Below are 20,864 nucleotides of genomic sequence, written 5' to 3'. Positions count from 1 at the left end.
ACAAAATACAGGGTTTATCATGTTTTATTAATCAAACATTCCCTTCTAAAAAATCCTGTGCAAAGCGCTGTAGCACCCCACCCGCTTCATACACAGACACTTCCTCTTCCGTATCCAAACGACACGTTACAGGTATCTCCAAGATCTCATTTTGACCATTCGCTGTTGAACGCTCAACCACCAAAGTTAAAGTCGAACGAGGCGCAATGTTACCAATCACGCTATACAACTCAGTACCATCAAAACCGAAAGTTTTACGATCCATACCCGCTTTAAACTCAAGCGGTAACACGCCCATCCCCACAAGATTCGTACGGTGAATACGCTCAAACCCTTCCGCGACAATCGCTTCAACCCCTGCAAGACGAACACCTTTCGCAGCCCAGTCACGGCTCGAACCTTGACCATAGTCCTTACCCGCAATGATGATCAGCGGTTGCTTACGGTTCATGTACGTCTCAATCGCTTCCCACATACGCATCACTTCGCCTTCAGGCTCGACACGCGCTTTCGAACCTTGCTTAATGGTGCCGTCAGAGCGAACCACCATTTCGTTATACAGTTTCGGGTTGGCAAATGTTGCACGTTGCGTAGTGAGGTGATCGCCACGATGCGTTGCATAGGAGTTAAAGTCTTCTTCAGGCAAGCCCATTTTCTTCAAGTATTCACCTGAAGCAGAATCTAAAACAATCGCATTCGATGGAGATAAATGGTCGGTGGTGATGTTGTCACCCAAAATCGCAAGCGGACGCATATTGGCGAGTGTACGCGGTGCTGCAAGTGCGCCTTCCCAATACGGCGGACGGCGGATATAGGTACTTTGCGGACGCCAGTCGTAAAGTGGACTGATCGCTTTTTCATTCACACCCAAATCAAACATTGGAATGTAAATCTTTTTGAATTGTTCAGGCTTCACCGCTATCTTGACTAACGCATCAATTTCTTCATCAGACGGCCAAATGTCTTTGAGGTAAATTGGATTGCCATCTTTATCATTTCCTAATGAATCCGTTTCAATGTCAAAACGGATGGTGCCTGCAATCGCATACGCAACCACAAGCGGAGGCGATGCCAAGAATGCTTGTTTTGCATAAGGATGGATACGACCATCAAAGTTGCGGTTACCTGACAATACCGCTGTCGCGTATAGGTCACGTTCAATAATTTCTTGTTGGATTTTTGGATCGAGTGCACCTGACATGCCGTTACACGTGGTACATGCATAGGCCACGATACCAAAGCCCAATTTTTCTAAATCTTTGAGTACACCTGCTTCTTCTAAGTAAAGCGCAGCTGCTTTAGACCCCGGTGCAAATGATGATTTCACCCAAGGTTTACGCACTAAGCCCAACTCGTTGGCTTTACGTGCAAGCAATCCTGCTGCAACCGTATTACGTGGGTTTGAGGTATTGGTACATGAAGTAATGGCTGCAATGATGATTGCACCATCAGGCATTAAACCTTCAGCTTCTTGAGCACGAGCCGCATCTAAATTCCCTGCAATGCCTTTGGCTTTTAAGTCAGAGGTGGACACACGTGCATGTGGGTTTGATGGACCTGCAATATTACGAGTCACAGTCGATAAATCAAAACGAAGCACACGTGGATATTGCGCCCCAGTCATGTCACTTGCCCAAAGACCAATTTCTTTGGCATAGCTTTCTACAAGTTTCACTTGCTCAGGTTCACGACCAGTCAGGGTTAAGTAATCAATGGTGTTTTGGTCGATATAGAACATCGCAGCCGTTGCACCGTATTCAGGGGTCATGTTCGAGATCGTTGCACGATCCCCCACTGACATGCTGTCCGCACCTTCACCAAAGAACTCAAGATAGGCACCGACCACACGCTCTTTACGTAAGAACTCGGTTAAAGCCAATACGATATCGGTTGCTGTAATGCCCGGCTTACGCTGACCAACCAATTCCACACCAATGATGTCAGGTAGACGCATCCACGATGCACGGCCGAGCATCACATTTTCAGCCTCGAGTCCGCCTACACCAATCGAAATCACACCGAGCGCATCGGTATGCGGGGTATGTGAATCTGTACCGACACAAGTATCTGGATAAGCGATGCCACCACGGTTTTGAATCACTGGAGACATTTTCTCCAAGTTAATTTGGTGCATGATGCCGTTACCCGCAGGAATCACATCCACATTTTCAAAAGCTGTTTTGGTCCACTCAATAAAATGGAAACGGTCTTCGTTACGACGGTCTTCAATCGCACGGTTTTTCTCAAATGCATCTGGGTCAAAACCGCCAAACTCTACTGCTAATGAGTGATCAACAATGAGTTGTGTTGGTACAACAGGATTGACTTTTGATGGATCTCCCCCTTGTTCTGCAATCGCATCACGTAAACCTGCCAAGTCAACCAATGCGGTTTGACCTAGAATGTCGTGACACACCACACGCGCTGGATACCATGGAAAATCGTGGTCTTGTTTCGAGTAAATCAGTTCTTTTAAAGATTGCTCTAAAATGGCAGGATCACAACGGCGTACCAATTGTTCAGCCAAGACTTTTGAGGTGTATGGAAGTTTCGCATATGCGCCTGGCTGAATATCTTCTACGGCTTGACGCACGTCATAGTATTCAAGCTGGGTACCCTGCAGTGGTTTACGATAATTGTTATTCATTGCTTACCTGCCTTATCACTTTTCTAGCTATCTTTCTTTTCGATTGGAATCAATCAAGTTTTAGGCATTGTACGCTGTCAAAAGTCCATTTCCCAAATTTTATATATTTCATATAGTTAAGTATAAAAATCAGGGTTTTTGAAATAATTAGTTACAGAAATCTTAGTATAAATGCTCTAAATGTGCTTTTTTGCTGAAAATAGTGGAAAATTAGGATAATTCTTTAGTATTAGACTTGATTCGTGAGATGAATAAATGAGCACTTTAGCTTTCTCCTCATTCACCTTAAATGGTGTAGATGCACAAAAATTTCTTCAAGGTCAAGTGACTTTACACGTTGAACGTCTTGAAGAAAATCAGACTCGTTATACTGCAATCTGCGATTTAAAAGGTCGTATTCACTTTGGTTTATGGTTAACCAAGTTAAACTCAGAAAGCTTTGAGATTGTGACCACTGCCGATCAAGCTGAAGAATTTGCGAAGCATATTCAAAAGTTTGGCGCTTTTTCAAAAATAAAGCTTGAAGAAACAGGTCAAGTTTATCCAACGCTCAATGATGGCATTACCACTTTTTCTACCGATGTAACCGATGTTCATGCTTGGGAAGTTCAAGCCATTCAAAACGGTCAAGCTTATATCAATCAAGCGATTGAGCATGTGTTCCAACCACAGGAATTGCGTTTGCATCAACGTGAAGGCGTTCACTATGACAAAGGCTGTTACTTGGGTCAGGAAGTCATTGCTCGTTTATGGTTTAAAGCAAAGCCAAAAGCATGGTTACATGCGATTCAAGGCACAGGGACTGCCCCTGCTCAAGCCGAACAACTCCATGCTCATGTTCAGGTGGTGAATAGCACAGCGATTGACAATGGTTATGTCGCACTGGTGGTGGCACGCCCTGATGCATTGGCTGAATTAAGTGATATTACAGTTTTAGACTTACCAGAATACTTAAATGGTGATGTAGCTCGTCCTAATTGATCATTGCAAATTTGAAAATAAAGCCAAATAACAAAAGTTGTTTGGCTTTTTTATTTCAGCAAATTAAAATCAAAACATATTAAGAAAAAGATTTATAAAAATAATGTTTTCCAATGCCTCGTATCACCATTTTATAGTTCGTTTTTTTGTCCTTTTGTTGAGTCTCATCAGTACTACATTAACTTATGCCGAGATTAATTCTTCAGTATTAGAACAACTTAAAAAAGACCACATCGTTGACACAACACAAACGCTCACCATTGATCAAATCCAACACCTTCAACAGCAAAATGAACTACTTTATAAAGAAAAAAATATCGATTTTAAAATTTTAATGATTCCCACAACAGATAATGAATCTGTCGAACAATATGCGCTTGATATTTTTAATACGCTCAAAATTGGCAATGAAAAACTCGATAATGGGTTATTACTGGTAATCGCCAAAGATGAGCGCAAGATGCGTTTTGAGGTGGGGTATGGTTTGGAAGGAGAACTGACGGATATCGAGGCAGGACGAATCATTCGACACGATCTTGCACCCTATTTTCAACAGCACCAATATTACGATGGTATCCAAATCGCGATGAATTCGGTGTTCAGAAGTGTTTCTAGTTTAAATAAAAACAACGATTTATCACACACAGAAAATGAAGTGGAATTGAATGCAGATGAAGAGTATTCATTGGGCACAATGATTTTGATTCTCATGCTTTATGGCATCAGTGGCTTAATCTGTGCGATTCCCTTTCTGCTGCTGTTCTTATATTTTAGAAACAGCAACAAAGCCAAGACGCCACTACCTGAGATCGTGATCGGTACGGATGGTAAGCAATATATAAGAGTCAAAAAAAACCGTGAACGTCCCTTTGAACCATATAGCAAACTGACCGCCCCAAAAGAGCAAAAATCATCTTCAGGTTCAACATTCAATCTTAATCCCTCTTCATCCTCAAAAGCGTCCTCAACTCCACGTGATTCAGGCGGAAGCTCTGGCGGTGGCGGTGCTTCAGGTTCATGGTAGATTTAATTAAAAAAAACCTAGCATACTGAGCATATAGAAGAAAAAAGACCACATTCATGTGGTCTTTTTTCTTCTCAACAACACCTAATACTATTGAATATCGGTCACAAATTCTTCTTTAGAAATACGGAATTTCTTTAAACCCAATAACCAATCTTTTTCAGGATTCCGACGACCTAAAGCCAATAAAACCACTGATTTTAAGCCTTTTTCTTTTAAGCCTAATAGTTCATCCAACCCATCTTTATCAAAGCCTTCCATCGGTGTTGCATCTACACCCAATTCTGCCGCAGCCGCAATCGCCATACCAAACCCAATATGCGCTTGCTTCGCTGTATGGTGATATTGCTGTTCTTCAGTAAATGTGGCAAATAAGTTTTTCAAATTTTGTACCACATCCATGGTCGTATCTAAAGGCAAATTCCGTTCGCGGTTCATTGAATTATAGCGTTCATCAATACGCTCATCTGGAATCGTGTCCCATGAGGTGAATACCAATAAATGCGAGGATTGCGTAATTTGAGGTTGGTTTAAAGCAACTGGAGCGATTTTTTCTTTAAGTTCTTGGTTACTAATAGAGATGATATGGAAAGGTTGCAAACCTGCCGATGTCGGTGCTAACCGTGCAGCTTCTAAAATCTGATCCACGATCTGTTGTGGTAATTTCTCACCAGTCATTTGTTTGGTAGCGTAGCGCCATTTTAAAGCATCTAAAAGTTGCATGAAGTGATTCCTCTATTTTATTAATTAAATTTCAATTTTTATGCGTAGATGGTTGTTAGATATTTCTTTAAAGGTGCACTCTTACGACCTAATAGTTTTTCTAAATCAGTACTTGCAACTTCATATTGATGATTTGCGATATCAAGCACCGTGCCATGTGTGAGGTAAATCAGAAAGTCTGGCAATCCGATGTTTTGTAAAAGCTCACGATAATTTTGGACAGGTAAATCTTGATAAGAGACAGTTGTTTGCTTCATTTCTTCTAAAAGATCAGCAATGTCTTGATAGCTATAGGCTTGACTGCCGACTAAATTGTAGATTTGATTTTCATGTCCCGTTTGATGCAATAGATTTGCAATGGCTTCACCCAGTTCTGCACGCGTGACATAAGGGACTTTGCCTTCACCGCCTGCAACGGAAATTCCTGTTTTTACAGCGTTTTCCCCAATAATTTGTGGAATTGCCTCTGCATACATTGTATTTCGTGCAAAGGTATACAAAAGTCCACGTTCACGAATGTAATCTTCAGTTTCAAAGTGACTGATCATCAAATCTTTTATGGCTGAAGTTTCTATATCTTGTATCGCTAAACCTGTATAAATAATATGCCGAACGCCAGCTTGCTTGGCAGCATCGACTACATTTTTATGTTGTTGTAAGCGGTTCATATCCATGGTTGAAATGAGAAGTAATTTGCTCACCCCCGCAAATGCTTTGACCAAATTTTCTGGTTCATCAAAATCGCCCAAGCGTACTTCTATGCCTTGTTCGACATAGGCTTGTGCTTTATCAATATTGCGTGCCAATACAGCAAATTGGTCTAAGCTCAAATGTTGTTTCAAATGTGAGACCACATGCTCACCTAAGTTACCTGTCGCACCCGTGACTAAAATCATTGTTTTCACCTATCATTCTTGTGTTGATCGATCTGCTGGATTTAATATCTATACAGATCTAGATCGATCATTTAAAAGTTAGGCTTAGTTATAAGAATTTTATGGGGCATATTCACTATACAAAAGTATAGTGCTTTAAACGCGTTTTATTCTTAGCGTATACGACATAATCATCCGTTTATAATCTATTGATTCAAAAGAATTATGATATGAATGAAAATAACCTTAAATTAGAAGATGAATGCAATGTTGCCTTTATCGTTGCCTTGAAAAACGCCACCAATGTAATCAATGGCAAATGGAAATTGGCGATTGTTGCTACTATGATTAAGCAACCTCGACGCTTCAATGATATAGAACGTTTGCTCCAAGGCATTACCCCTCGGATGATCTCTAAAGAACTCAAAGAATTAGAATTAAACGACGTGGTCATGAAAATAGAAATGAATGAAGTGGCTACAGGACGAAAGATTGCGATGTATGATTTAACCCCTTCAGGCAGAGCGCTAGAAGGTTTAATGGTACAAATGGCGACGTGGGGACAATTACATCGTGAAAGACAGTCACCATAAATCATCTAAGTCTTTATTCTTGATGGTCAATCACAGCGAAACAATCATTAAATGATAAAAACTTAAATGGATAAACTCCACGTATACCGTAACTCAAATTTTAACGTTTTAACCAATGCTTTAACCCACCGTTTTAAAGCTTTGAATTCGATTGATTGAATCCAGTTGAGTTCAATCTAAGTGAAAGGCTCTTGGGCATACCAAAAGCCTGAGAGAAATACTTTAGTTAACCCGAATCCTGCTTAAAGAAATGAGATCATTCATCTTGAGACTTATCCATCATTTTGAGCATAAAAAAGTCTATGCTTTGGTCTGATAACACTAAAAACTGATCATAAAATTACATTGAGCTTATGATTTTAAAGAAAAATCCTTATCCACGATTCGGGTTAGTTAAAGTCGTGGAATAACTTATTCATATCTTTCACAACATAATCTTTAAAATGATATGCACGCGCATGCTTTGCATCAAATTTGGCTTCAGCATCGCCGTTTTTGAAAACATAGACACGGTCGTCTTTACTCACCAAATAGTCAGCACCAAGCTTCATTAAAAGCGCATCAATTTTTTCTTCATCAGGAATCGAATCATCTTCAAGAACTTTTAAATAATTACGTTTAATGCCTTTTACAAACATGGTTTTCTCACAAGCGATACAGATGGGTATTTAAACAGACTCAACACCTGAAACCTAGCCTAAAAACATTAAATAATGACCAAATAATCAACTGCATCGGATTCATTTAAAACATCATCGAGTAAGATAAATGCTGAGTACATACAAAAATGAGCGCACAAATATGAATAGAGTGCGTCAATATAGGTACATTTTCTATATTTACATTCACACAATAGCGACTATGATAAAAATGTAATTTAGAAACCTCTTTTCATTGAATAAATGGATTTAGAAACAATTGTTGTAGAAAGCCAAGTATAAAGGTCAAAAAATGAAAAAAATTCTATGTGGAGCATTGCTTGCGGTATCAAGCACGTTTGCGATGGCAAATACACCTGTTGTAGATCCACAATTTGCAAAAATTGAAACCCTCATCAAAGCCAATAATTTTGAACAGGCTTATAAAGAACTTGAAACGCTTTCTAAAGCTGGAAATGGTCAAGCCACGTATAATTTAGGCTATTTAACTCAAACGGGTAAAGGCACCAAGCAAGATTCTAAAAAAGCTGTGGCACTTTATGATCAAGCAGGTCAACAAGGCTATGCTTTGGCAAACTATATCTTGTCACAAGGGTATGCAGCGGGTAGTTTAGGTTTGACAAAGAATCCAGCCAAAGCTACTGAATATCTAGAAAAAGCAGCCAAACAAGGTTTTGAAGAAGCGATTGTAGAACAAGCGGTCATTTTATTTGCTCAAGGTAAACCTGAAACGGATAAGCAAGCCTTACAAAAACTTGATCCTTTAATCAAAAAAGGCAGTTATTCAGCACTGTACTCAAAAGCGATCTATGATTTATCTGTCGCTGCGAAAACCAACAATCGTGCTTTAGGCGACAAAGCGCTTAACTCGATTTCATCCTTAGCACAAAAGAACTTTATCCCTGCGCTGTTGTCGGTTGCGAATATGTATGCCAATGGTGATATCGTGACCCAAAACCTACCGGAAGCGAAGAAAATTTTTACTGCTTTAGCACAACAAAACGTGCCTACGGCAAAAGAAAAATTAGACATTGTAAATAAAGCGATTGCTGAAAAAGCCAAGAATCCACCGAAAGCCAAGTCTTAATTTAAACCATAAATTTCGATATTTATTTTTAAGTTGAATAAAAACTCCATCTATCGTTGATGGAGTTTTTTTAATGGCATCTTTTAAAAATCTGATTTAAATAATGATATAACTCAATCCATATAATCATCAAATCAATGCCATTAGATCAATGCCATTAGATCAATGCAATAATCCCACTGGTCATAGCAAAACCGACAATAGTACTCATTAACAATGGGGTCATGGCTTTATCATCTAGCCCATATGCTTGACCCAACATACCGAAAATGGTCGGCATCGGCAAAGCGGCAATAATGGTTCCTGCATAAATCATCTCTTCACTGGCATCAGTCAGATAACTTAATCCCAAAAATACCAATAGTGGCATGACGATATTATTTGAAAATACCAAATAAAAAGTTTGTGCATTGACGTATTTTAGGGTCATCCCGACAATCCCACCACCGATACTAAATAATGCAAGAGGAGAAGCCGCCTGCCCAAGTAAGGTCAGAGATTGATCGATCAGTAAAGGGATTTTAAAGTCTAAAATTGATAAAGAAATACCGAGTACCACACTCATAAACAGCGGATTTTTGAGCAGCGTAGTCAACATTTCTTTGATAATTTTGAGCACGGAAACATGGGTCTTACTATTCATCTCCGCCAAAATCAGTACCACAGGAATCAACACTACACTTTCTAAAATGACCACCAATGAAATATAGGTCATGCCTTTTTGACCCATTAATAATGTCAGCACCGCCGTTCCAATGAGACCAGTATTTGACATACACGCACCCAATGATAATACGGCAGCATGGCTAGAATTGTTTTGATAAACCCGTGTGACGACAAAATAAGCAGTTATAAAAAGTGCCGTTGTTGCTAGGCTATACACCCAAAAAAACTGGGGTAACCATATTTCATGTAAGTCTTTCGCAGCAAGTGAGTGAAGTAAAAGCGCAGGCAATGCAATTCTAATCACAAAAGCACCCACCGCTTTCACTTGCTCTTGGGTCAGCAAATTTAATTTTACAGTGCAGTAACCAAGCGCCAATAAAAAGAAGATGGGTACAATGACCTGAAATATCATTACGACATGTCCAACATGCACAAAAGCCTTATTTCTGTGGTTGATTCATCACATCAGAAATAAGGCGAGTGTCTAAAATAGAAAAGAATCAAAATGCTTTAAAGCGTGATTTTACGCCATGCGGCTGACAACGCAAGTATTGTGGACTGATGGCGATTTCATCACCTAATGCAACTGCTGCATGCCAAGGCCAACGAGGCTCATATAAAATGGCTCTTGCGATTGCAATGGCATCCGCTTGTTGACATTGTAGAATGTCTTCTGCTTGCTGAGGCTCAGTAATCAATCCCACAGCAATCACAGGTATGGTGACATTCTTTTTAATTGCCTCTGCAAATGGAACTTGATATCCCGCACCAATTTGAATGTTTTGCTGTTCATGTAATCCACCGCTCGACACATGGATATATACCACCCCCAGTTGCTCTAAGGCTTTTGATAAGCCAATACTCGACTCGATATCCCAACTCTCTGTATGTTCCATCCAATCAGTTGCAGAAATGCGTATGCCTACTGGATAATCTTCGGGTACTGCATTTTGGATGGCTTGTACGACTTCTAAGGTTAGACGTATCCGATTTTCAAAACTTCCACCATATTCATCCGTGCGTTGATTGGATAAAGGTGACATAAATTGGTGTAGCAGATAGCCATGCGCTGCATGGATTTCAATGAGATCAAAACCAGCATCTACAGCTCTAACTGCAGCAGCAACAAAGTCGTTGATCAGTTTTTGAATTTCATCGATGGTGAGTTCGTGAGGAGCTAAATCTTGCGACCCAAAAGGAATAGCGCTAGCAGAAACCGTTTGCCATCCTTGTTCATGTTCAGGTGTTAATTGACCTCGCCCTAACCAAGGACGATCTGTCGATGCCTTGCGCCCAGCATGCGCCAATTGAATTCCAAATGGCATAGGAGATAATGATTTTACTTGGGTGAGCAACGCTTTAATTTGAGCACGTTGTAAGTCATTCCATAAGCCTAAGTCTGCATAACTGATACGCCCTTCAGCCTGAACCGCTGTAGCCTCAATAATACACATTCCCGCACCAGATAAAGCATAATTCGCCCACTGCTGTTCATGCCAGTAGCTCAATTCTCCTTGCTCATTTGCTGAATACTGACACATTGGTGCAATGATAATTTTATTACTGAGGTTCAAGAATCCAAAGCGTATCGATTGAAATAATTGTGACATCTGTACTCTCCTTGTGCGAACTCACAGCTATAGCAAACAATCAGGATGAATTTCAACCTTGTTATCAATAAAAAACAGGTTCTACTGAACCTGTTTTTTATTGTTTGTTCGCTAAATAGAAATCAGTAAACCACTTTCTATTTGGAGATCATCACGCTTAGAAAATAACGCGAGTCCCTAAACCAAGAACCAATGCATTGTCTACACGATTAGTTGAACCTGGATTAATCACATATTGAACATTTGGACGTAACATTAACCACTTGGTCTGATTATAGCTATAGTTTAACTCGACGTTATATTCTGCACTTGCGTCAAATATATTTTGATTCAAACGATTATTGACATGCACACGGTTAACAGCTAAACCCAGAATGTCGTTAGGTTGAGACTGTATTAAACCAATATATTTCACACCCAGCTGTTGAGAATTATCCACTTTATTGGTGGTACGATCATGCCAAGTAAAGTTCGCAAATGAATGTAAACCTTGACGACCTGAACCTGTTGAAGTGAGTTGTTGCTCTACCGCTAACCAACCTGCAAAAGTACGATCTTCAGCTTCACCACTGATAATATCTTTTTGATTTTTAGCATCATCAGCCGTGTTATACATACCACCAACACGGTAGCTCCCTGGTAAATCATTCAACCATGATTTTGGTGTCCAAACGACTTCTACTGGAATGGTTACACCATCTGCATGATCCGTGTCCAGACTCCACCCCTGACCTTCTGCTGCTCCATTTCCATTATCAGGGTTAAATTCATAAACACCCACTTGTACTGCAAGTTCTGGGTTGAGTTGCTGTTTCACACGTGCTCCCCACTGAGCCACAGGGGTGTTCATCCAAATGTTGCCTTGCCACTTACCCATCTGAGCAGCACAGAATGCAGTACTTGCAAAATCACAAGCCATCACATTAAAGTCCATACCAAGACCCAAGCGTCCCGCTTTAATGCTTAAACCCTGATCTTTAAAATTCTTTTCAATCGAAAGCTCAGTTAAACGGCTGTCTTGGTTACCACGCCCGAAAGTGCCTTGAGCATTTGCCATCTGCGGAGCAAGCGGATCTTGAAGATCACGAACTGAAGTACTCTGACCTTGACGTGCTGTCATCACAGCTCGCACAGTCACTCCATCCCAACCTGCAAGTTTTTCTAAATCAAGTTGTGTGCCTAACCAAAACTGTGCAGAGGTATTTGGACTCTCGCCTGAATCACGACCACCATCCGCAAGATAGGCTGTATCGGTCAAAGCATTGGCTTCAAACTTAATCCCTTGTTGTGCGAGTTCAGTACGCTTTCCATCCCAATCGCCAAATAGATATTGTCCTTTAGGATCGAATGCTTGTTCTGCATGTACTTGCGTCATTGCAACCATCATCAATGGTAAAATAGCGAGATTTAATTTTTTCATTACAATAACCTAAAACAACAACTGGAAAGAGAGAGCGACTTTTGAGTCAGTGCATTGGAGTTAAGCACAATGACTTATCCCAATATTCAGGAGAAAGTTAACGATTTTTTAATGAATCGTCTCAGTAAAATTTTTATTATTAATAAAACTTTTTTTTATGAATTGATTTTTAAGTATAATTTTTTATTTAAATTAAAATATTTTATAATATTAAACAGAGACTTGAGTAAAAAAATAATTCATAGCATCTATACTTCACATTCGAAATATTGAGCTATATCGACCAAAGTTTACAGTTAGATGCATCATTTCATTATCAATTCCAGCCTTTCATAAAGCACTACAATTCTGAACAAATGTTCAAGACTTGTATTCTTCTTTAAACAACCCAATATTAAACCCATTCTATTTTCACATTGATTCACATGCCCGAATTACCCGAAGTCGAAACCACCAAAACCAGTTTGACGCCGTTAATTGATCAAACAGTTCAATCCGTACAGGTTTATCAATCCAGTTTACGATGGCCAATTCCTGACGATATTCAAAAACTTCAAGGTCAAAAGTTGCTGAACTTAACACGTCGTTCAAAGTATATTTTGGCTCAGTTTGAACACGACACCATGCTATGGCACTTGGGAATGTCAGGCAGTTTCAGACTATGTGATTCTCACGATGAATTACGCAAGCATGATCATTTGGTCATTCAGTTTGATGATATTCAGCTTCGCTATCATGATCCTCGTCGTTTTGGCTGTATTCTTTGGCTTGATGAATACTCTCAGACCAAACTCATCGACACGCTTGGCCCTGAACCCCTCAGTGATGCATTTAATGCAGACTATCTCGCTTCAAAATTTAAGAACAAAAATGTGGGTGCCAAAGTGGCGATTATGGACAATCATATTGTTGTCGGTGTGGGGAATATCTATGCCACTGAAAGCCTATTCAATTTAGGTATTCATCCCGCACAACCTGCTTCGAGTTTGAGTCGAGATCAAATTGAAAAATTGGTCATTGAAGTAAAACGGATTCTCAAACAGGCGATAGACTTAGGTGGTTCGACACTACGTGACTATACCAATGCGATGGGTGAAAATGGTTATTTCCAACAAACCTTATTGGCATATGGTCGTTCAGGTGAAATGTGTGTCAACTGCGAAACCACTTTAGAAAACCTAAAACTGGGTCAACGCGCTTCTGTATTCTGTCCACAGTGCCAACCACTCAAAAAGGTTAAAATAGCTGTGAAGAAATCTCCCAAAGGAAGCAAAGCATGAAATCTGCCATCGTTCGACATATTTTGGTTAAAGACAAAGAGTTATGCGAACAACTGAAGAAAAAAATCAAAGCAGGTTCAGACTTTGCAAAGATAGCAAAACAACATTCGACCTGTCCTTCTAGTAAAAAAGGGGGGGAATTGGGCGAGATTAAAAAAGGACAACTCGTCACACCGATTGATAAAGCCGTTTTCACCCTACCTGAGCGTGAACTACATGGCCCAATCAAAAGTCAGTTTGGTTGGCACCTTTTAGAAATTAAATTTCGAATGGATTAATCCTCTACATTTGAAGTCATTTACAATCTCAAATCCTAAACATCTGTTTTGTTAGGTTAGATTTAAGACATAAAAAACGGCGCTAGATGCGCCGTTTTATGGATTAAATCAATTAACCTTTACGTTTTAATTCATCACGAATTTCACGTAATAATGCAATATCCTCAGGGGTTGCTGCTGGTGCTGCTTCTTCAGTTTTACGAACGCGGTTCAACACTTTAACCAATAAGAACACCACCCATGCCAGAATCAGAAAGTTTAAGAAGACGGTTAAGAAACTACCATAGGTTAAAACATTCACACCAGCTTTGGTTAGCTCATCTAGAGACGTTAAATTATTTGGATTATCTCCCAACACAAAGAACTTTTGAGTGAAATCAACACCACCGCCTGTGATCACAGTGATTAAAGGCATAATAATGTCTTTAACCAATGAATCAATGATTTTACCAAAAGCACCACCAATGATGACACCAATAGCTAAATCCATCATATTGCCTTTCACAGCAAATTCTTTAAATTCTTGAACAATGCTCATTAAATACTCCAAATATGTGATTATTTTATTATAGGACGTAGTTTAGATTAATCTACTTTCTACATTTCCGACTAATTTACTCGTTTTTTTTAAAAAACCAATATCCATTTATCAAAATACACAATTAAATGTGCTTTATGTATGCATTTCAATGCATCAAACTACAATTTGACCTCTCTAAATGATCATAACAGCCCAACATTGAATATTTTGCTCTCTAGACACCCAGTTTTTATTGAGCTCTTAAATTCAAATCGTCCAATAGTTTTGTTTGACTGCAAATTTCAATACCTTTCAATTCGTCTGATCTCGTACAAGTTGATCGTAAAAACTCCTAGCCAAAAATTGCAGTCAAAAAAAAACCGCTAACATTCGTTAGCGGTTTTTAAGCAAATGATTCACCTATACAGGGAAATTATTTACCAGAACGGTTACGTTTACGTTCGTTTTCAGTCAAGTAACGCTTACGGATACGGATTGACTTCGGTGTTACTTCAACGAGTTCATCATCTTCAATGAATTCTAGTGCTTGTTCAAGCGTGTATTCGATTGCAGGAACAAGTGTTAGTGCTTCATCAGTACCAGATGCACGTACGTTGGTTAACTGTTTTGCCTTAGTTGGGTTAACAGTCATATCGTCAGAACGTGAGTTAATACCAATGATCATACCTTCGTAAACTTCTAACTGAGGTTTAGCGAATAGACGACCACGGTCTTGCAGTGTAAACAATGCATAGCCCAAGCAAGTCCCTTGAACCATAGAAATCAATACACCGTTTTGACGTTTCGCAACAGTACCTTGTTTCATTGGACCGTAATGCGAGAAGCTAGACGTCATGATCCCTGTACCAGAAGTCATGGTCAAGAATTCAGAACGGAAACCAATTAAGCCACGTGAAGGAACAGTTGCTTCAATACGGATACGGCCTTTACCGTCAACTTCCATATTGGTCATTTCGCCTTTACGGTGACCCATTTGTTCCATAACAGAACCTTGGTGTTGTTCTTCAACGTCAAAGGTTACGTTTTCATATGGTTCTTGTTTAACACCGTCAACTTCTTTCAAGATTACTTGTGGACGAGATACGCCCATTTCGAAACCTTCACGACGCATGTTTTCAATCAGAACTGAAAGGTGAAGTTCACCACGACCAGATACTTTGAAACGGTCTGGAGAATCTGTGTCTTCAACACGTAATGCTACGTTATGGATCAATTCGCGATCTAGACGCTCACGGATATTACGTGAAGTCACGAATTTACCTTCTTTACCCGCAAACGGTGAGTTGTTTACTTGGAAAGTCATGGTTACTGTAGGTTCATCTACAGAAAGCGGTGGAAGTGCTTCAACATTTTTAGGATCACAAATCGTGTCAGAAATGTTAAGCGCATCGATACCTGTAATACATACGATATCACCTGCATTTGCTTCTTCAATATCAACGCGATCTAGACCATGGTAACCCATGATTTTTAAGATACGACCGTTACGTGTTTTACCTTCTTTGTCGATCACAGTCACTTGTGTGTTCAATTTTACTGAACCACGTTGGATACGACCAATACCGATAACACCAACGAAGCTGTTATAGTCAAGTGAAGACACTTGCATTTGGAACGGGCCGTCAACGTCAACTTTTGGTGGCTCAACGATATCAACGATTGTTTGGAACAATGGCGTCATATCTTCAGCTAATTCTTCTGGAGAAGGACCAGCAACACCACGAAGACCAGATGCATAAACGATTGGGAAGTCTAACTGTTCGTCAGAACCACCTAAGTTATCAAACAAATCGAAAACTTGGTCAATGACCCAATCTGGACGCGCGCTTGGCTTGTCTACTTTGTTAATAATAACGATTGGTTTCAAACCACGTGCGAACGCTTTTTGCGTTACGAAACGAGTTTGTGGCATAGGACCTTCTTGAGAATCGACAAGAAGAAGTACGCAGTCAACCATCGACATTACACGTTCAACTTCACCACCGAAGTCAGCATGTCCTGGGGTGTCCACAATGTTAATGCGGTATTCAGTATTCGTACGTGCATCAGTCCACTTAATTGCAGTGTTTTTTGCAAGAATGGTAATACCACGTTCGCTTTCAATAGCGCCCGAATCCATCACACGCTCGATCTCACCCGCGCGATCGCCGAGAGCACCTGATTGCTGCAAAAGTTTGTCTACAAGAGTTGTTTTACCATGATCGACGTGCGCAATAATGGCGATGTTACGGAGAGTTTTAATATCTGACATGTATATTCAATGCGTATTTAATTTGAGGGCAAATTATACAGAAAAAACTCAGCTTTTAGTAGTGACAGTTTATTGACAATGTCGATTTTTTTTGACAAATCTATGACATTTGGTTTTATAAAGCCGTTTATCTCGATTAGAATAGCGCCATCCTGCCAATCCACTGATGATTCATGTCTGATTTAAACACGTCTCCAGAGCAAAAAGATCAGTTAGATCTGGTCTATGGTCTAAATGATCGCCCGAAACCTTTTGTTGCATTTTTAGCCGCATTTCAACACTTACTTGCCATTATCGTCCCTATTGTTACCCCTGGCCTACTGATTTGTTTGGCACTCGGTGTATCAAAAGAAGACACCAACATGATTCTTTCAATGTCATTGGTGATCTCAGGGATTGCAACCTTTCTACAATGTAAACGTGTCGGTCCTTTTGGTGCAGGCCTACTCATTGTACAAGGAACGAGTTTCAACTTTATTGGCCCAATTATTGGTATTGGTTCAGCCATGGTTGCAGCAGGCACGCCTGTTGAATCTGTGATGGCTGCCATTTTTGGTGTGGTGATTGCAGGCTCATTTATTGAAATGGGTGTATCGCAAATTCTTCCTTGGATCAAAAAACTCATTACCCCATTGGTTACAGGTATTGTCGTTTTACTGATTGGATTAACTTTAATTAAAGTCGGTTTAACCAGTATGGGTGGCGGTTATGGTGCGATGAAGGATGGTACGTTTGCGAATGCAGACAACCTCATCATGTCATGTACGGTATTGGCTTTAATTATTATTTTAAATCGCTTCAAAATCGTGTGGATTAAGAGTTCAGCGATTCTGATTGCATTAATAGTCGGTTATGCACTCGCTGGTGTTATGGGATACTTAGATTTCTCGAGCTTAAAAGATGCACCCTTGATTCAAATCCCAAGTCCGATGCACTTTGGTTTAGATTTCTCTTGGAGCTTATTTATTCCAATGGCATTTATCTACCTGGTGACTTCGCTCGAAGCCATCGGTGATGTCACTGCAACCTCTAAACTCTCCAATGAACCTGTTGACGGTCCAAAGTGGATGCAACGAATCAAAGGTGGTGTGTTGGTAAACGGTGCGAACTCATTGCTCGCAGGGCTTTTTAATACGTTTCCAAGTTCTGTATTTGCACAAAACAACGGGGTGATTCAACTTACAGGGATCGCAAGTCGTTATGTAGGTATTTGGGTTGCAGCTCTTTTAGTGATTTTAGGTCTACTTCCTGCGGTCGCTGCTGTCATTCAAGCTGTACCACAAGCTGTACTTGGCGGTGCTGTGATGGTGATGTTTGGCGCAGTCGCTGCATCAGGAATTAACATCCTCTCTGGCGTTAATCTTGACCGCCGTGCTTTGCTCATTATTGCTATTTCTCTAGGTTTAGGCTTAGGTGTTGCTCAAGTTCCTGATATTTTGGCACATATGCCTGAATTGTTCCGCAACATCTTTAGTTCTGGTGTTGCGACAGGTGGTATTGCAGCATTGTTACTCAATATTATTCTTCCAGAGACGAAGAAATAATTTCATTTCAGTTTTAACATTGCCCAGCATTGTCTGGGCAATTTTGTTATATAGAGAGACAAAATGGATCCAAGAAGTGAAGTTGTCATTCGACAACACGAATATCTTTCTGGTCGAGTATTATTGGTGAATGCACCTACAGATGATTTAGTTTCGAATTTAGACAAAGACATCGAACCGATCTTCTGGACGTGGAATTTCAACGAATACCAGTTTTTTCAAAATCAACAAGCCAATGTTCATTTTGGTGTCGACGTACCTGAGCAAGGATTTGATCAAGCAATCATTTTTGTCCCCAAGTCTAAAGAATTATTGAATTATGTTTTACACAATGTCATCAGTCGCTTAGCTGCGGGTGCATTTATATTTTTAGTTGGTGAGAAAAAAGGTGGAGTTGAGCGTGCAGCCAAACAACTACAACCTTATGGTCCTGCACTAAAATTAGACAGCGCACGCCATTGTCAAATGTGGCAGATGACCATTGAAAAAACTGTGACTGCTAAAACGCTTGAAGAATGGGCAATGCAATACACCGTCACTACGCCAAATGGTGAACTGACCATTTGTGCCCTGCCTGGCGTGTTTAGCCAGAAGAGTCTAGATGTGGGTACAGCCGTTCTACTTCCTTATTTATCTCAAGTCACTGCGGGTAAAATTGCTGATTTTGGTTGTGGTGCAGGTGTGATTAGTGCTTATCTTGCCAAGATTAATCCGGAAAATCGTATTTTTGCGATGGATGTCGATGCATTTGCACTCGCTTCAACGCGTATGACATTTGATAAAAATAACCTTTTACCAGAACGACTTGAGATTAAAGCAGTGACTGGTATTGAAGACGCACCTCTATTTTTACACGCAATCGTCAGCAATCCCCCATTCCATCAAGGGATCAAGACAGATTACAATACCAGTGAAAATTTATGTAAAACCGCGCGCCGCCATTTAAAATCAGGTGGTGAACTCTGGTTAGTTGCAAATCGCTTTTTAAATTATCCGATTTTGATCGAACAAAATTTTGGTCAATGTACAATTAAAGCTGATCAACAAGGCTTTAAAGTGTTATTCGCGAACACGCAAAAAAAATCATAAGGAACTTCAATGAGCGAAAACGTTCAAACACAGCAGCTTAAGCGAAAGCTTGGTGCACGCCATCTGAATATGATCGCCATTGGTGGTTCGATCGGTACAGGTTTATTCCTTGCATCTGGTGCAACCATTGCCAATGCAGGGCCAGGTGGTGCTTTACTGGCTTATGCTCTTATCGGTGTCATGATTTATTTCTTGATGACCAGCCTAGGTGAATTAGCAACGCATAATCCAACTTCAGGTGCATTCTTTACCTACGGTACAAAATACGTATCAAATGGTTTTGGTTTTGCGCTTGGTTGGAACTATTGGTATAACTGGGCAATTACCGTTGCATTTGAATTGGTTGCTGTACAGTTCATCATGAAATTTTGGTTTCCTGACATTCCTGGCTTTTATTGGAGTGCAATATTTCTGGCAGTCGTTTTTGGGATTAATGCTTTAACTGTAAAAGGTTTTGGTGAGAGCGAATTTTTCTTCTCGCTGATTAAAGTCCTTGCCATCATCTTATTCATTATCATCGGCATAATCATGATTGTTAAAATTATGATGACCCCAGAAGTGGCCACTTTTGCAAACTGGACCAAGGGTGAAGCACCTTTTGTTGGTGGACTATCAGCGCTCATTGGTGTTGCGATGATTGCAGGATTCTCGTTCCAAGGAACCGAGATGGTGGGTGTCGCGGCTGGTGAATCTAAAGATCCGAAGAAAACCATTCCAATTGCCATCAAGCAAATCTTTTGGCGCATCCTATTGTTCTATATCGTATGTATCTTTATTATCGGCACATTGATTGCTTATGACGATCCACGCCTTTTGCAAGCAGCATCTGATGAAAATATTGCCCTATCACCGTTTACCCTTCTCTATGAACAAGCTGGCTTTGCATTTGCTGCAAGTGTAATGAACGCTGTAATCTTGACTGCGATATTATCTGCTGGTAACTCAGGCATGTACTCATCGACACGTATGTTATTTGACATGGCTCGAAATGGTAGTGCACCTAAAGTATTCTCTAAGTTAGATACACGCGGTGTTCCAATGAATGCCTTGTATGCAACAACGGCAATTGCAGCACTGTGCTTCTTGACGACGTTCATCGGTGAGGAGCAAGTCTTTAACTGGCTTCTTAATATGTCTGGTATGTGTGGCTTTATTGTGTGGCTTGGTATTGCAATATCGCACTATCGCTTCCGTAAAGGTTACTTAGCTCAAGGCTACAAACTTGAAGATCTTGCTTATCGTGCTAAATTCTTCCCATTTGCCCCATGGTTTGCATTTATTCTCTGTGCCATTGTGGTATTAGGTCAGAACTATCAAGCTGTATTAAAAGGTGAATGGTTAGCTGTGCTTTCAACCTATATTGGTATTTTCTTATTCTTTGCAATCTGGATCGGTTACAAATTAAAAAGAAAATCTAAACTGGTCAAATACGACGAAATGGATGTCCTACCCTTAAGTATCGGAAAAGATGATTAACTCATAAAAAACAGCCTTCGGGCTGTTTCTTATTTGACTTTTTATTTTTTGCCGATAATATAGCCAATCACGAAGCAACTCGCTTAGTGAATTTTAAAATATAGAGAGGAGAACGTCATG

18 protein-coding genes are annotated in these 20,864 nt (G+C 40.1%); 9 read left to right on the top strand and 9 right to left on the bottom strand.

Annotated elements, in window-relative coordinates; genetic code table 11:
- Positions 1-31: 31 nt before the first annotated feature.
- Entirely contained in the window at positions 32-2,647 is a 2,616-nt protein-coding gene (gene acnD / locus AC5YD2_RS00320) for a Fe/S-dependent 2-methylisocitrate dehydratase AcnD (RefSeq protein WP_496124401.1), read from the bottom strand.
- 255 nt (positions 2,648-2,902) lie between these two features.
- Here acnD and ygfZ point away from each other — a divergent pair, with 255 nt between their 5' ends.
- Complete coding sequence (gene ygfZ, locus AC5YD2_RS00315) at positions 2,903-3,628, top strand: CAF17-like 4Fe-4S cluster assembly/insertion protein YgfZ (RefSeq protein WP_496124400.1); 726 nt, start codon at positions 2,903-2,905, stop codon at positions 3,626-3,628.
- A gap of 103 nt (positions 3,629-3,731) precedes the next feature.
- Complete coding sequence (locus AC5YD2_RS00310; RefSeq protein WP_496124399.1) at positions 3,732-4,652, top strand: TPM domain-containing protein; 921 nt, start codon at positions 3,732-3,734, stop codon at positions 4,650-4,652.
- A 90-nt stretch (positions 4,653-4,742) separates the two neighbouring features.
- Here the strand turns inward: AC5YD2_RS00310 and AC5YD2_RS00305 are convergent, their stop codons facing one another.
- Together AC5YD2_RS00305 and AC5YD2_RS00300 are read right to left on the bottom strand one after the other, a co-directional pair.
- Complete coding sequence (locus tag AC5YD2_RS00305) at positions 4,743-5,375, bottom strand: NAD(P)H-dependent oxidoreductase (protein ID WP_496124398.1); 633 nt, start codon at positions 5,373-5,375, stop codon at positions 4,743-4,745.
- 38 nt (positions 5,376-5,413) lie between these two features.
- Entirely contained in the window at positions 5,414-6,271 is an 858-nt protein-coding gene (locus AC5YD2_RS00300) for an SDR family oxidoreductase (protein WP_496124397.1), read from the bottom strand.
- 209 nt (positions 6,272-6,480) lie between these two features.
- Between AC5YD2_RS00300 and AC5YD2_RS00295 the strand changes: the two genes are divergently transcribed.
- Positions 6,481-6,843: a winged helix-turn-helix transcriptional regulator gene (locus AC5YD2_RS00295; RefSeq protein WP_496124396.1), complete on the top strand. Its 363-nt coding sequence runs from the start codon at positions 6,481-6,483 to the stop codon at positions 6,841-6,843.
- A 389-nt stretch (positions 6,844-7,232) separates the two neighbouring features.
- Here the strand turns inward: AC5YD2_RS00295 and AC5YD2_RS00290 are convergent, their stop codons facing one another.
- Positions 7,233-7,481 (bottom strand): hypothetical protein, encoded by a 249-nt coding sequence (locus tag AC5YD2_RS00290; RefSeq protein ID WP_496124395.1) that lies wholly within the window; start codon positions 7,479-7,481, stop codon positions 7,233-7,235.
- Positions 7,482-7,794: 313 nt separating this feature from the next.
- Between AC5YD2_RS00290 and AC5YD2_RS00285 the strand changes: the two genes are divergently transcribed.
- Positions 7,795-8,589, top strand: coding sequence for a tetratricopeptide repeat protein (locus AC5YD2_RS00285; protein ID WP_496124394.1), 795 nt, complete (start codon positions 7,795-7,797; stop codon positions 8,587-8,589).
- A 157-nt stretch (positions 8,590-8,746) separates the two neighbouring features.
- On the opposite strand, the gene AC5YD2_RS00280 is transcribed toward AC5YD2_RS00285, so the two are convergent.
- The 3 genes from AC5YD2_RS00280 to AC5YD2_RS00270 all read right to left on the bottom strand — a co-directional run bounded on the left by AC5YD2_RS00280 (position 8,747) and on the right by AC5YD2_RS00270 (position 12,285).
- Positions 8,747-9,667, bottom strand: coding sequence for an AEC family transporter (locus AC5YD2_RS00280; RefSeq protein ID WP_496124393.1), 921 nt, complete (start codon positions 9,665-9,667; stop codon positions 8,747-8,749).
- An 88-nt stretch (positions 9,668-9,755) separates the two neighbouring features.
- Positions 9,756-10,865 (bottom strand): NADH:flavin oxidoreductase/NADH oxidase, encoded by a 1,110-nt coding sequence (locus AC5YD2_RS00275; RefSeq protein ID WP_496124392.1) that lies wholly within the window; start codon positions 10,863-10,865, stop codon positions 9,756-9,758.
- 157 nt (positions 10,866-11,022) lie between these two features.
- Positions 11,023-12,285, bottom strand: coding sequence for a carbohydrate porin (locus AC5YD2_RS00270; protein WP_496124391.1), 1,263 nt, complete (start codon positions 12,283-12,285; stop codon positions 11,023-11,025).
- 425 nt (positions 12,286-12,710) lie between these two features.
- Between AC5YD2_RS00270 and mutM the strand changes: the two genes are divergently transcribed.
- Together mutM and AC5YD2_RS00260 are read left to right on the top strand one after the other, a co-directional pair.
- Positions 12,711-13,565, top strand: coding sequence for a bifunctional DNA-formamidopyrimidine glycosylase/DNA-(apurinic or apyrimidinic site) lyase (mutM, locus tag AC5YD2_RS00265; RefSeq protein ID WP_496124390.1), 855 nt, complete (start codon positions 12,711-12,713; stop codon positions 13,563-13,565).
- On the top strand, positions 13,562-13,843 hold the full coding sequence (locus AC5YD2_RS00260) for a peptidylprolyl isomerase (protein ID WP_496124389.1): 282 nt from the start codon (positions 13,562-13,564) through the stop codon (positions 13,841-13,843). The genes mutM and AC5YD2_RS00260 overlap by 4 nt, the downstream gene beginning before the upstream one ends.
- Before the next feature lie 112 nt (positions 13,844-13,955).
- Here the strand turns inward: AC5YD2_RS00260 and mscL are convergent, their stop codons facing one another.
- Positions 13,956-14,381, bottom strand: coding sequence for a large conductance mechanosensitive channel protein MscL (gene mscL / locus AC5YD2_RS00255; protein ID WP_496124388.1), 426 nt, complete (start codon positions 14,379-14,381; stop codon positions 13,956-13,958).
- Between the two features lie 415 nt (positions 14,382-14,796).
- Positions 14,797-16,635, bottom strand: a complete 1,839-nt coding sequence (typA, locus tag AC5YD2_RS00250) for a translational GTPase TypA (protein ID WP_496124387.1) — start codon at positions 16,633-16,635, stop codon at positions 14,797-14,799.
- Positions 16,636-16,808: 173 nt separating this feature from the next.
- On the opposite strand from typA, the gene AC5YD2_RS00245 reads away from it, so the two are divergent.
- The 3 genes from AC5YD2_RS00245 (at position 16,809) to AC5YD2_RS00235 (ending at position 20,744) form a co-directional block, all read left to right on the top strand.
- Complete coding sequence (locus tag AC5YD2_RS00245) at positions 16,809-18,179, top strand: uracil-xanthine permease family protein (protein ID WP_496124386.1); 1,371 nt, start codon at positions 16,809-16,811, stop codon at positions 18,177-18,179.
- A 63-nt stretch (positions 18,180-18,242) separates the two neighbouring features.
- Entirely contained in the window at positions 18,243-19,268 is a 1,026-nt protein-coding gene (locus AC5YD2_RS00240; RefSeq protein WP_496124385.1) for a methyltransferase, read from the top strand.
- A 9-nt stretch (positions 19,269-19,277) separates the two neighbouring features.
- Entirely contained in the window at positions 19,278-20,744 is a 1,467-nt protein-coding gene (locus tag AC5YD2_RS00235; RefSeq protein WP_496124384.1) for an amino acid permease, read from the top strand.
- Positions 20,745-20,864: the final 120 nt, after the last annotated feature.

This window comes from Acinetobacter sp. CY73, assembly GCF_059515865.1.
The sequence above is the reverse complement of the archived record's forward strand: the minus strand, read 5'-3'. Positions and strand labels throughout refer to the sequence as shown.

Bases quoted from the DNA above. Each gene is read 5' to 3' on its own strand.
- acnD (WP_496124401.1), bottom strand. From the start codon at position 2,647: ATGAATAACAATTATCGTAAACCACTGCAGGGTACCCAGCTTGAATAC.
- ygfZ (WP_496124400.1), top strand. From the start codon at position 2,903: ATGAGCACTTTAGCTTTCTCCTCATTCACCTTAAATGGTGTAGATGCA.
- AC5YD2_RS00310 (WP_496124399.1), top strand. From the start codon at position 3,732: ATGTTTTCCAATGCCTCGTATCACCATTTTATAGTTCGTTTTTTTGTC.
- AC5YD2_RS00305 (WP_496124398.1), bottom strand. From the start codon at position 5,375: ATGCAACTTTTAGATGCTTTAAAATGGCGCTACGCTACCAAACAAATG.
- AC5YD2_RS00300 (WP_496124397.1), bottom strand. From the start codon at position 6,271: ATGATTTTAGTCACGGGTGCGACAGGTAACTTAGGTGAGCATGTGGTC.
- AC5YD2_RS00295 (WP_496124396.1), top strand. From the start codon at position 6,481: ATGAATGAAAATAACCTTAAATTAGAAGATGAATGCAATGTTGCCTTT.
- AC5YD2_RS00290 (WP_496124395.1), bottom strand. From the start codon at position 7,481: ATGTTTGTAAAAGGCATTAAACGTAATTATTTAAAAGTTCTTGAAGAT.
- AC5YD2_RS00285 (WP_496124394.1), top strand. From the start codon at position 7,795: ATGAAAAAAATTCTATGTGGAGCATTGCTTGCGGTATCAAGCACGTTT.
- AC5YD2_RS00280 (WP_496124393.1), bottom strand. From the start codon at position 9,667: ATGATATTTCAGGTCATTGTACCCATCTTCTTTTTATTGGCGCTTGGT.
- AC5YD2_RS00275 (WP_496124392.1), bottom strand. From the start codon at position 10,865: ATGTCACAATTATTTCAATCGATACGCTTTGGATTCTTGAACCTCAGT.
- AC5YD2_RS00270 (WP_496124391.1), bottom strand. From the start codon at position 12,285: ATGAAAAAATTAAATCTCGCTATTTTACCATTGATGATGGTTGCAATG.
- mutM (WP_496124390.1), top strand. From the start codon at position 12,711: ATGCCCGAATTACCCGAAGTCGAAACCACCAAAACCAGTTTGACGCCG.
- AC5YD2_RS00260 (WP_496124389.1), top strand. From the start codon at position 13,562: ATGAAATCTGCCATCGTTCGACATATTTTGGTTAAAGACAAAGAGTTA.
- mscL (WP_496124388.1), bottom strand. From the start codon at position 14,381: ATGAGCATTGTTCAAGAATTTAAAGAATTTGCTGTGAAAGGCAATATG.
- typA (WP_496124387.1), bottom strand. From the start codon at position 16,635: ATGTCAGATATTAAAACTCTCCGTAACATCGCCATTATTGCGCACGTC.
- AC5YD2_RS00245 (WP_496124386.1), top strand. From the start codon at position 16,809: ATGTCTGATTTAAACACGTCTCCAGAGCAAAAAGATCAGTTAGATCTG.
- AC5YD2_RS00240 (WP_496124385.1), top strand. From the start codon at position 18,243: ATGGATCCAAGAAGTGAAGTTGTCATTCGACAACACGAATATCTTTCT.
- AC5YD2_RS00235 (WP_496124384.1), top strand. From the start codon at position 19,278: ATGAGCGAAAACGTTCAAACACAGCAGCTTAAGCGAAAGCTTGGTGCA.